Annotated in this window: 11 protein-coding genes and 1 other annotated feature; of the genes, 9 read left to right on the top strand and 2 right to left on the bottom strand. The window is 60.4% G+C overall.

What is annotated here, in order from left to right; all coding sequences use genetic code 11:
- Nucleotides 1-1,468, bottom strand: a 1,468-nt coding sequence (locus IDH41_RS30770; protein ID WP_190868125.1) for a DEAD/DEAH box helicase, incomplete at its 3' end; no start/stop codon positions are given.
- Nucleotides 1,469-1,597: 129 nt separating this feature from the next.
- Between IDH41_RS30770 and IDH41_RS30775 the strand changes: the two genes are divergently transcribed.
- The 6 genes from IDH41_RS30775 (at nt 1,598) to leuS (ending at nt 6,985) form a co-directional block, all read left to right on the top strand.
- The gene (locus IDH41_RS30775; RefSeq protein WP_190868128.1) at nt 1,598-1,798 is read left to right on the top strand and encodes a YwbE family protein; all 201 of its coding nucleotides are present in this window, start codon (nt 1,598-1,600) and stop codon (nt 1,796-1,798) included.
- Between the two features lie 11 nt (nt 1,799-1,809).
- Nucleotides 1,810-2,115: a hypothetical protein gene (locus tag IDH41_RS30780; RefSeq protein WP_190868130.1), complete on the top strand. Its 306-nt coding sequence runs from the start codon at nt 1,810-1,812 to the stop codon at nt 2,113-2,115.
- A gap of 14 nt (nt 2,116-2,129) precedes the next feature.
- Nucleotides 2,130-3,326 carry a GNAT family N-acetyltransferase gene (locus IDH41_RS30785; protein WP_190868132.1) on the top strand — a complete coding sequence of 399 codons (1,197 nt, stop codon included), beginning with the start codon at nt 2,130-2,132 and terminating at the stop codon, nt 3,324-3,326.
- Between the two features lie 69 nt (nt 3,327-3,395).
- Nucleotides 3,396-3,740 (top strand): hypothetical protein, encoded by a 345-nt coding sequence (locus IDH41_RS30790; RefSeq protein WP_190868134.1) that lies wholly within the window; start codon nt 3,396-3,398, stop codon nt 3,738-3,740.
- 2 nt (nt 3,741-3,742) lie between these two features.
- Nucleotides 3,743-4,153 (top strand): hypothetical protein, encoded by a 411-nt coding sequence (locus tag IDH41_RS30795; RefSeq protein WP_190868136.1) that lies wholly within the window; start codon nt 3,743-3,745, stop codon nt 4,151-4,153.
- Nucleotides 4,154-4,219: 66 nt separating this feature from the next.
- Nucleotides 4,220-4,466, top strand: a binding site (T-box leader).
- A gap of 80 nt (nt 4,467-4,546) precedes the next feature.
- Complete coding sequence (gene leuS / locus IDH41_RS30800; RefSeq protein ID WP_190868138.1) at nt 4,547-6,985, top strand: leucine--tRNA ligase; 2,439 nt, start codon at nt 4,547-4,549, stop codon at nt 6,983-6,985.
- A gap of 40 nt (nt 6,986-7,025) precedes the next feature.
- Here the strand turns inward: leuS and comER are convergent, their stop codons facing one another.
- Nucleotides 7,026-7,865, bottom strand: coding sequence for a late competence protein ComER (gene comER, locus IDH41_RS30805; RefSeq protein ID WP_190868140.1), 840 nt, complete (start codon nt 7,863-7,865; stop codon nt 7,026-7,028).
- A 171-nt stretch (nt 7,866-8,036) separates the two neighbouring features.
- On the opposite strand from comER, the gene IDH41_RS30810 reads away from it, so the two are divergent.
- The 3 genes from IDH41_RS30810 (at nt 8,037) to IDH41_RS30820 (ending at nt 10,574) form a co-directional block, all read left to right on the top strand.
- Complete coding sequence (locus tag IDH41_RS30810) at nt 8,037-8,633, top strand: helix-hairpin-helix domain-containing protein (protein WP_190868142.1); 597 nt, start codon at nt 8,037-8,039, stop codon at nt 8,631-8,633.
- A 67-nt stretch (nt 8,634-8,700) separates the two neighbouring features.
- Nucleotides 8,701-9,993, top strand: coding sequence for a homocysteine synthase (locus IDH41_RS30815; protein ID WP_190868144.1), 1,293 nt, complete (start codon nt 8,701-8,703; stop codon nt 9,991-9,993).
- A gap of 50 nt (nt 9,994-10,043) precedes the next feature.
- Nucleotides 10,044-10,574: a deoxycytidylate deaminase gene (locus IDH41_RS30820; RefSeq protein WP_190868146.1), complete on the top strand. Its 531-nt coding sequence runs from the start codon at nt 10,044-10,046 to the stop codon at nt 10,572-10,574.
- Nucleotides 10,575-10,856: the final 282 nt, after the last annotated feature.

The following is a 10,856-nucleotide window of genomic DNA, read 5'->3' on the forward strand; positions in this document are numbered from 1 at the left end:
CGCCGGCCGGAGCGCTGCCGCGCTGCCCGCCGCGCCCGCCCGCTTGGGCGCCCCTGCGCCCCGCGCCCCGGCTGCCGGACTTGCCGTCCGGCCGGTCCGCCGTCCAAGGATTGTCGGCCGATACGCTTGCCCGGCCTGAAGCATTGCCGGAGCCTCCGGTTCTTCCGGCTATGGGGGAACGCACGGCGCCGCCGCGATCGGATCTGCGGCCGGCCGGTTTCCCGTCGCGCTCCTGCCTTCCCGAACGGCCGCGCCGTCCTTCCGAGCCCGGCCGTCCGCTTCCGGCGCCCGCGCCGCGCGAGGTAACGCCGCGGCGCCGCACCGGCTCGCTTCCCGCAGTCGATTCCTCGCCGTTCCGGTCGATGGCGCGGCGGTCGAGCCTCGCATTAATGCTCTTCTCGATGCCGAGCAGCGTGTTTTTGTCATAAGGGGTGGCCAGCGTTACGGCAACGCCTTGCTGACCGGCTCTTCCCGTCCTCCCGATGCGGTGGATGTACAGCTCCCCGTCCTGCGGCACGTCGTAGTTGTACACATGCGTCACGCCTTCGACGTCGAGGCCGCGCGCGGCGACGTCCGTCGCGACGAGCACCTGAAGGCGCGCGTCCCTGAACCGCTTCATGACCTGCTCGCGCTTCGCCTGCGTCAAATCGCCGTGCAGCTCGTCGGATTCGATGCCGAAGCTTTGCAGCGCCTCGTTCAATTTCTTGGCGCGGACCTTCGTCCGGCAGAAGACGACGGCCAGATAAGGCCGGTGCCGCTCGAGCAAATGGACGAGCGCCTGCTGCTTGCCGCGGTCGGTCGTCTCGTAGACAACCTGCTTGATGCTGTCAAGGGTGACGTTCGCGCTGCGGACGCGGATATCCGCGGGAGCTTTCATGTATTCCGCCGCCAGCCGCCGGATCGCGTCGGGCATCGTCGCGGAGAACAGCATCGTCTGACGGGCTCTCGGCGTTTGGGTAATGATGCTCTCCACTTCGCCGAGGAAGCCCATGTGGAGCATTTGGTCCGCCTCGTCGAGCACCAGCATCTGCAGCTTGCCGAGGCTCACGGTCTCGCGCTTCATATGATCGATCAGCCGGCCGGGAGTTGCGACGACGATATGGGGCGCGTTTTGCAGCTTGCGGATTTGCGCTTCGACGTCCTGGCCGCCATACGCGGCGAGCACGCGAATGCCGAGCGGCGGCGCCAGCTTCTTCAGCTCGGCCGTAATCTGAATGGCAAGCTCTCTCGTCGGCGTAAGGATGAGCGCCTGAACCTGCTCCTTGTCCGCTTGGATTTGTTGCAAAATCGGCAGCGAGAACGCCAGCGTCTTGCCTGTGCCGGTCTGCGCCTGCGCAATGACGTCCTGCCCTTCCAGCAGCAGCGGGATGGCTTGTCGCTGAACCGGCGTCGGTTCGTTTATGCCGTCTTGTTGTAGCAAATCGCTTAATCGGGGAGAGATCCCCAAAGCATTGAAAGCGTTGGACATTCGATCGTTTCCTCATTTCCTAAGCATCGTTTGAAGTTTAGTATACCAGTTGTCCCTACAATGTGCATCTTCGCATGACCTATGCTATGCTAAAGTCCAATATTATGAGAAGCGGAGGAAGATGCGCGAATGAACGGAACGGAACGCTCCGCCATCAGGGCGGGACTTCAAGTGGATATCGTATTAAAGCAGGATCAGCGGACAGGCAAGCTGATCAGGGGCGTCGTCAAAGATATTTTAACGAACTCGCCGAACCACCCGCACGGCATCAAGGTCAGGCTGACGGACGGCCAGGTCGGGCGCGTGAAGCAGATTATCGCAGGCGAGTAAAGGAGAAGGCCATGGCATTCGGCATAAAAAGGGCGGAGATGGAGCGCTGGAAGCAAGCCGTCGCGCGGGGCGAAATGGCGTTTCTGACGCATTATTGGGCGGATCCCCGTTTCCCCGGCATGCGCACGGTAACGAAGGCGGGCTGCGCGGATTTGGACAAGCTGTCGGCCTGGTGCGTCGCGCACGGCTTGAATCCGCGCTACATCCATATCAGGAGCGATTACCCGCATTTCGATCTTCTGGGGGACAAACAGCGGGAGGTGCTGCTCGAAGCGAACCAGATCGAGCAGCTGGAGAGGTTCGGGTTGTTAACGTAAAGGGGGAGAAGGAGATGCCGGAGGAGAGAGAGGCGCTGCTGCGGGCTTTCGGCGAATGGACGGCGTTCGTATCCGACCTAGGCCGCTACGGCGAATGGCTATGGAATCAAAGCGTCGCGCCAGGCAAATGGACGGTCCGCGAGGCGGTGGCGCATATGTTGAAATGGGACGAATACTTCTTCGAAGGAGCGGTCGCGAAGGTTGCCGCAGGCCTGCCGCTTACGGTGAGGCATCTCGATTACGACGAATTTAACCGGGAAGCTGCCGACTATGGAAGGAAAACTTCGGTCGGGGAGCTGACGGGCGAGGCCGTCCGGATTCGGACCGGCATCATCGAGACGATTTCCGGCTTATCGGATGAGCAGTACGCGGCAGCTTACCGGGACGCGGACGGCCATCCTTTCGACGCGGCGGGCTATTTGAAGGATTTTAAGGAGCATGACCGCCATCATATGGGCCAGTTGAAGGACAGGCTGTCGCTGCGGATCGAGGAAATGAGCCTGAACGGCTGGCCGGCGCTGCAGACGGTCGTCTACGACGGCTGGCTGCTCCGGTTCGCGGACGGCTACACGAAGCGTTCCAATTCCGTCAGCGCCATTTACGGACATACCTTGGAGCTTGCCGGCAAGCTGGATGCGTGCGAACGGCTCTATGGGGAACGCGGCATCCGGACGGCCTTCAAAGTTACGCCGTTCGTCCGCCCAAACGCCCTGGACGGCGAGCTTGAGGTCCGCGGCTACGAACGGATCGATCATACGCTAGTCAAGACGGTCCATCTGGAAGACGTAAGCGCGCCTTCGCATGACGAGGCGCAGCTGGAGAGCGAGCCGACAGGCGATTGGCTTCGAGCCGTCGCGGGCATGTACGGGCTCTCGGAGCGCCAGCAGGCCGTAACCCGCAAAATGATGGAACAATCGCCGCTGCCGAAATGCTTTGCGGTGCTGCAAGCGCAAGGCGTGCCGGTCGCCTGCGGCATAGCCGTCCTGGAGAACGGCTGGGTCGGCCTGTACGACGTCGTTACGGGAGCGGAGCACCGCGGACGCGGCTACGGCGAGCAGCTCGTCCTGCACTTGCTCTCGTGGGGCAAGCGGCAAGGCGCGAAGCACAGCTATTTGCTCGTCGTGAAGAGCAATGCGCCGGCCAACCGGCTTTACGACAAAATCGGTTTTAAGGGGCAATACGATTATTGGTATCGGGTCAAAAAGGACTGACGGCTGAAACAATTTTGGTCGCAGCAGCGTTTATAAGGATGCGTTCAACTCTGCTGCGGAGGTGTCTGTATGCTGTATATCATCGGAGGGGGCTTGTTCATCGCCGTTGCGGTTCTGGCGTTCAAGCGGGCGGGAGTCGCCTTGGCGTGGTCCAAAGGAGTGCTGATCGGCGGCGCGTTGTGTTTAATCGCCAATATCGCGCTGGCCGCGAATATGGCTTCCAATGCCGATCCCATCCGGAACGACGGGTTGACCGTCCCGAATCCGATCGCTTACTCGATTATCGGCGAGGACGGATGGTCGCTTGATCGATTCGAGCTTCTGTTCGATCAGTCTATTGTAGCGACGCTGGCCGTTGTCGTTTTGTTTGTCGTCGTTACGGCCGCGGAAGCGAAAGCGAGGAGGAAGGGATGACAATGGCGAAGCTCAAAAAATGGCTGATCGGAGCGGTAAGCTTGCTCTCCATGATAGCGGGCGCATTTTACATAAACGGGCATGTGTTCGGCTTTCAGTTCCTGGGCCCCGAGATCGGCTCGGAACGGGATACGGTGCTCTTCTGGTCCAGAATATCGATCGGGCTCGGCATCATTCTGCTCGTTACGCTCGTCCTGAGGCCCAGGATGAAGGCGAAGGTGAACGACGGCATGCTCATTATGCTGCTCGGGCTTCTGTTTCTCATCCAGCTGCCGCCCGTTTCGCTTTGGCTGCTCGGCGCGATCGCCGGCAACTGGAGCGCCGCCGCCGCGGGCATCGTTACGCACGGCTTGCTGCTGGCGGCGATCGTCAGAATCGTAACGATGGGAAGAGGGAAGGATGCGGCGCACTAGGCGGGCGGCCGGCATCTTGACAGCGAACCTTGCGATCTTTATAATCGGAACTAACCATTTTATGCATAATCGGCGTTGAAGAGGAACAGTAATTTCGAAGGCACGGCCCAGAGAGCCGGCGATTCATGGTGCAAGCCGGACCTGCCGCGGAATGAAGCTCGCCTTGGAGCCGGGCGCTTATCGTATCGATGGACGTACGGATACGGCAAACGCCCCGTCCGGCCCGCGTTAAGGGCGTCAAGTGAGCGACGGGCAAAGCATGCCTGCCGCTAACTAGGGTGGTACCACGGGAGATCGACCTCTCGTCCCTAGCGTCATTCGCTAGGGGCGAGAGGTTTTTTGGTTTTCGCCGATGGGACGATCGGCACAATTTGTCTAGGAGGACGAACGCAAATGAGTCAGGAACAGCAATTCCACGGCTACAATCCGCAAGCCGTCGAGCCGAAGTGGCAGCAATTCTGGGAGAAGAACAAAACGTTCCAAACGAAAGAGGAGCCGGGCAAGCCGAAATTTTACGCGCTCGACATGTTCCCTTATCCTTCGGGCGCGGGCCTGCACGTCGGCCATCCCGAAGGCTATACGGCAACGGACATCGTATCCCGCTACAAGCGGATGCAAGGCTACAACGTGCTTCATCCGATGGGCTGGGACGCCTTCGGCTTGCCGGCGGAGCAGCACGCCCTGGATACGGGCCAGCATCCGCGGGACATTACGTTCAAGAACATCGATAACTTCCGCAGGCAAATCAAATCGCTCGGCTTCTCGTACGACTGGGACCGCGAGTTCAGCACGACGGATCCGGATTACTACAAGTGGACGCAGTGGATTTTCATTCAGCTGTACAAGAGAGGCCTTGCCTACGTAGCCGAGGTGCCGGTCAACTGGTGTCCGGCTCTCGGCACCGTGCTTGCCAACGAGGAGGTCATCGACGGCAAGAGCGAGCGCGGCGGCCATCCGGTCATTCGCAAGCCGATGCGGCAATGGATATTGAAAATTACCGAATACGCCGACCGCTTGCTGGACGATCTGGAGGAGCTGGACTGGTCGGAGAGCATCAAGGACATGCAGCGCAACTGGATCGGCAAATCGAAGGGAGCCGAGGTCTCCTTCGCGATCGAAGGCGCGTCCGAGTCGCTCGTCGTGTTCACGACGCGTCCGGATACGCTGTTCGGCGCGACCTACTGCGTATTGGCGCCAGAGCACGACCTCGTAGCAAGCATCGTCTCTGAGGAGCAGAAGGAGGCGGTGGAAGCTTACCGCGATGCGGCTGCCCGCAAGAGCGATCTGGAGCGCACCGACCTGGCCAAGGACAAAACGGGCGTGTTCACCGGCGCATACGCGATCAATCCGGCGAACGGCGCCAGAACGCCGATCTGGATCGCGGACTACGTCCTTGCCGGATACGGCACGGGCGCGATCATGGCGGTACCGGGACACGATTCCCGCGACTGGGAGTTCGCGAAGCAGTTCGACCTTCCGATTATCGAGGTCGTCCAAGGCGGGGATATCGGGAAGGAAGCCTATACGGGCGACGGCGAGCACGTCAATTCGGGTTTCCTTGACGGCTTGAACAACGAAGCGGCGATCGCCGCGATGATCGAGCATTTGGAGGCGGCGGGCAAAGGCAGGGGCAAAGTCACTTACCGTCTGCGCGACTGGCTGTTCAGCCGCCAGCGTTACTGGGGCGAGCCGATTCCGGTTCTGCATCTGGAGGACGGGACGATGAAGACCGTACCCGAAGACCAGCTGCCGCTGCTGCTGCCCGATGTCGATGCCATTACGCCTTCGGGCACGGGCGAATCGCCGCTGGCGAACGTGTCGGAATGGGTGAACACGGTCGATCCGGAGACGGGCATGAAGGCGCGCCGCGAGACGAACACGATGCCGCAGTGGGCCGGCAGCTGCTGGTATTACTTGCGCTTCATCGATCCGAAGAACGACAACGAAATTTGCTCGCCGGAGAAACAGAAGGAATGGCTGCCGGTCGACTTGTACATCGGCGGCGCCGAGCATGCGGTGCTTCATCTGCTGTACGCCCGCTTCTGGCATAAGGTGCTGTACGATATCGGCGTCGTGCAGACGAAGGAGCCGTTCCACAAGCTCGTTAACCAGGGCATGATCCTCGGAAACAACAACGAGAAGATGTCCAAATCGCGCGGCAACGTCATCAACCCGGACGATATCGTGAACGAATTCGGGGCTGACACGCTTCGGATGTACGAAATGTTCATGGGTCCGCTTGAGGCGACCAAGCCTTGGAATACGAACGGCGTCGAAGGAACGTACCGCTTCCTGAGCCGCGTATGGCGTCTGTTCGTCAGCGAGGACGGCAGCTTGAACGCCAAAATCGGCGGCAGCGTAGCGTCCGACGCCTTCAAGCGGACATGGCACCGCTCGATCAAGAAGATTACGGAGGATTACGAGGCGCTGCGCTTCAACACCGTCATCAGCCAGCTGATGATCTTCGTCAACGAAGCTTACAAGACCGACGCGCTGCCGGCCGAGGCCATGGCGCAATTCGTGCAGCTGCTGTCGCCGATCGCGCCGCATATTGCGGAGGAGCTGTGGGAGAGGTTGGGCCGTTCGGATTCCTTGACGTACGCGGCGTTCCCGTCGTACGACGAGGCTTGGACGGTCGATCAGGAAGTGGAGATCGTCGTGCAGGTGAACGGAAAAATCGCGGACCGCGTTTCGATCGCGGCGGATATGGACGCCGCCGAGATGGAGAGCCTCGCGAAGGAGCTCGAGAAGGTGAAGGAGCTTATCGCCGGCAAGACGATCCGCAAAGTGATCGCCGTCAAAGGGAAGCTTGTCAATATCGTAGCCAATTGACGCAAACCGAAGAGGTGGGCGGGCACTAGCTGAAGAACAGCTATTGTCCGTTCACCTCTTCGCTTGTAAAGGCGTGCGTCACTTTATTCAAATCCTCGCGGAATTTGTCATGCGTCGTGCGGATGAGCAGATTGAACACGCCGTCCGTTTCGTTCCGCAGCAGCTGAAGCGCCTTGGCCGTGATGCCTCCCGGGACGGCTACTCTTTCCTGCACCTGGCTCATCGTCAAACCGCCTTCGGTCAGCAGCAGTCCGGTGCCGAGCAGCATCGCGCTCGCCACCTTCATCGCATCCTCGCGGCCGATTCCCGTTTCTTTTACCGCCGCGTCCACGAATTGCTCAAGCAGGAACGAGATGAAGGCCGGCCCGCAGCTCGACAGGTCGGAGACGATCCGCGTAAAGCTTTCATCGATGCGAAGCGGCTCGCTGATATGGGCAAGCAGATCCTCGAGTCGCGATTTATCGTCCTCCCGGACGGTTTTTCCATAGATGCAGAGCGAAGCCCCGCTCCATACGAAATTCGTAATGCTGGGGATCACCTTCGCGACCTTGCATGCGAGTTCTCCCTCCAGATGCGAGATGAGGACGGGACTCGTAATCGAGACGATGAGCTGATCCGGCCGAACGGCCGGCTTGATGTCGTCGACGACTTTCTTGAATTCATGCGGCTTGACGCACAAAAAAACGATGTCGCAGCCGCGGGCGACGCCAACGTTCGTACATTCGGCCTTCATGCCGGAATAGCGGTCGGCCAAAGCTTGCGCTTTTGCAAAGGTGCGGTTGCTGACTGCGATTTGTGCAGGAGTGAGTGCTCCCGATGCAATTAAAGCTTCAATGAGCAGGCTTCCCATTGTGCCCGTCCCGATGAATCCGACATTCATGCTGAACCCTCCCATAGCTTTGCGCGAGGCAAAACCAGCGTCATAAAAATCGGCTGCGCCGCGGCGGCATGCGCTCCCGCGTTTTCAGCCTCTCTTAACTTATTCTGCAGGTCTTGTTCCTTATGTCACTTTTTCCCAAAAAAATGTCGTTTGAAGCGGAGGAATCTTTCGATGAAGCAACCTGCTTACGGGCTTGACGGCAAACGGCTGGCTCTTGCAGCCATTTGTATCGTATGCGCGGTCGCGCTAATTGGCGCCGCCTTGTTGGCGCCCGAAAAATCGAGCGAACCCGATTGGGTGCCGCTCAATCAAGCGGTGGATTCGGCGCTTGGGCGATTGGAAGGCGGAGACAGGGAGCCGGAGCCGTCGGCGGCAGGTGCCGGCTCGGCGACCGAACCGTCAGAAGCGCGGGAGGGAGCGGCAGAGCCTGCCGGTTCCGCACCGGCCCTTTCAACCGATGCCGAAGCGCCGGATCATGCGAATGGGACGGGAGAGGCGGTCGTGCCGCCCGCGAATGCCGAGACTGCCGGAGCGGACGTTCCGGCGGCAAGCCTCGAGCCGGCGGGCGACGGCAGGCTCGACATTAACCGCGCAACCGCGGAGGAGCTGGACGCGCTGAAGGGCATCGGCCCGTCCAAAGCGCAGGCGATCGTCGCCGACCGCGAACAAAACGGCTTTTTCAAGAGCGAGAGAGACCTGCTGCGGGTGAAGGGAATTGGTGAAAAATTGCTCTCCGGCATTCGGGACGCCATTGTCGCACGCCCATAATTGTGAGAGAATGGTAGAAGCGGATGCTAGATTCGCTTATTTTGCCAATTGCGAAGGAGACGAGGACATGACCGATCAACGCAAGCTCTCTCTTGACACGCTATCCGTCCACGGAGGCCAACAAATCGATCCGGCGACGATGTCGCGCGCGGTGCCCATCTACCAGACGACGTCTTACGGATTCAAAGATACGGACCATGCGGCGAATTTATTTTCCTTGCAGGAGTTCGGCAATATTTACTCCCGAATCATGAACCCGACATCGGACGTGTTCGAGAAGCGGGTGGCGGAGCTGGAGGGCGCGCCGGCCGCGCTGGCCGTCGCATCGGGACAATCGGCGATTACATATTCGATTCTGAACATCGCGGGAGCGGGCGACGAGATCGTCTCCGCGTCCAGCCTGTACGGCGGCACCTACAATCTGTTCGCCATTACGCTCAAGAAGCTCGGCATTGCGGTGAAGTTCGTCGATCCGTCGAATCCGGAAAACTTCCGCGCCGCGATTACCGACCGGACGAAAGCGATATATGCGGAGACGATCGGCAATCCTAAAGGAGACGTCATCGATCTCGAGGCGGTCGCCGCGATCGCGCACGACAACGGCTTGCCGTTCATCGTCGACAATACGTTCCCGAGCCCGTACCTGTGCCGTCCGATCGAGCACGGCGCCGATATCGTCGTCCATTCCGCGACCAAGTTCATCGGCGGGCACGGCACGTCCATCGGCGGGATCATCGTCGACGGCGGGAAGTTCGACTGGAAGGCGAGCGGCAGGTTCCCGGGCCTCACCGAGCCCGACCCGAGCTATAACGGAGTCGTCTATACGGATGCGGTCGGCCCGATTGCCTATATCATCAAAGCGAGGGTTCAGCTGCTGCGCGATATGGGCGCCGCGCTGTCGCCGTTCAATTCCTTCCTGCTGCTGCAGGGGCTCGAGACGCTGCATCTGCGGATGGAGCGCCACAGCTCGAACGCGAGGAAGACGGCGGAGTATCTGGAATCGCACGAAGCGGTGGAATGGGTCAGCTACGCGGGACTGCCGAGCCATCCTTCCTACGGCCTCGCCCGTAAATATTTGCCGAAGGGCCAGGGCGCGATTTTGACGTTCGGCATCAAGGGCGGCGTCGAAGCGGGCAAGAAGGTCATCAACGCGGTGAAGCTGTTCTCGCATCTCGCGAACGTCGGCGACTCGAAGTCGCTCATCATCCACCCGGCCAGCACGACGCATTTGCAGCTGACGACCGAGCAGCAGGCCGCCGCGGGCGTAACCCCGGGCATGATCCGGTTATCGATCGGCACGGAGGGCATCGAAGATATTTTGGCGGACTTGGAGCAAGCCTTGGCGGTCAGCCAGCAGTAATAAGACAACCGGTACGACAGAAGAAGGTTCGGCAGAAAGGAAGCATTGCATTGAACACCAAGACGCAGGATGCCGTCCGCAAGGATTGGGATACTTATTTCATGGATATCGCTTATATGGTATCGACCCGTTCGCGCTGCCCGCGCCGTCATGTCGGCGCCGTGCTCGTGCAGGGCAAGAAGCTGCTCGGCACCGCCTATAACGGCGCTCCGATGGGCGTGCAGGACTGCCTGGAGGCCGGCTGCATGATTTCGGAGGAGCTCGAGGTGAAGCTGGTCGACGGGAAGGAAGAGCTGGTCAAGAAGCAGCGCTGCATCCGGACGATCCACGCCGAGCAAAATTTGCTGCTGTTCACCGACCGCGCCGACCGCGAAGGCTCGACCGTCTACGTCACCGATCAGCCGTGCTGGACTTGCGCGAATATGCTCGCCAACAGCGGCATCGTAGAAATCGTGTATCACCGCGCCTATCCGAAGGATAGCGACAAAGTCGTCCGCCTCATGGAGCAGAAGGGCATCGTATTCCGCCGGCTGGATCCCTACGAGCCGCCGGCCGGAGCGCATATGGAAGTTACGACTTAGCAAGCCATTCGAATACGATTCAGGAAACGGGGAGAGGAACCTCCGGCCGCATCGCGACGATGCGGATCGGAGGTTCCTTTTTTTGTCGTATCCGCGAAGGAGGAACGGGAATGGGAATGAATAGAAGACCGCTGTTATGGTTCGTCGGCTGCTGGGTATGCGGAAGCGCCGCGGCGGCAGGGCTTGGCGTCCGCGGCGCGGCGCTCGTTGCGGGCGTCGTCGAGCTGCTCGCGCTTGCCGCCGCGCTATGCGGGCGGGCGTCATGGCCGCTGGCTGCCGCCT

This window comes from Paenibacillus arenilitoris (assembly GCF_014705655.1).
Classification (GTDB): domain Bacteria; phylum Bacillota; class Bacilli; order Paenibacillales; family Paenibacillaceae; genus Pristimantibacillus; species Pristimantibacillus arenilitoris.

What these genes read in the sequence shown, in the direction of transcription:
- IDH41_RS30785 (WP_190868132.1), top strand. Translation starts at nt 2,130, where the DNA reads ATGCCGGAGGAGAGAGAGGCGCTGCTGCGGGCTTTCGGCGAATGGACG.
- comER (WP_190868140.1), bottom strand. Translation starts at nt 7,865, where the DNA reads ATGAATGTCGGATTCATCGGGACGGGCACAATGGGAAGCCTGCTCATT.
- IDH41_RS30775 (WP_190868128.1), top strand. Translation starts at nt 1,598, where the DNA reads ATGAACGGAACGGAACGCTCCGCCATCAGGGCGGGACTTCAAGTGGAT.
- IDH41_RS30780 (WP_190868130.1), top strand. Translation starts at nt 1,810, where the DNA reads ATGGCATTCGGCATAAAAAGGGCGGAGATGGAGCGCTGGAAGCAAGCC.
- IDH41_RS30815 (WP_190868144.1), top strand. Translation starts at nt 8,701, where the DNA reads ATGACCGATCAACGCAAGCTCTCTCTTGACACGCTATCCGTCCACGGA.
- leuS (WP_190868138.1), top strand. Translation starts at nt 4,547, where the DNA reads ATGAGTCAGGAACAGCAATTCCACGGCTACAATCCGCAAGCCGTCGAG.
- IDH41_RS30795 (WP_190868136.1), top strand. Translation starts at nt 3,743, where the DNA reads ATGGCGAAGCTCAAAAAATGGCTGATCGGAGCGGTAAGCTTGCTCTCC.
- IDH41_RS30810 (WP_190868142.1), top strand. Translation starts at nt 8,037, where the DNA reads ATGAAGCAACCTGCTTACGGGCTTGACGGCAAACGGCTGGCTCTTGCA.
- IDH41_RS30790 (WP_190868134.1), top strand. Translation starts at nt 3,396, where the DNA reads ATGCTGTATATCATCGGAGGGGGCTTGTTCATCGCCGTTGCGGTTCTG.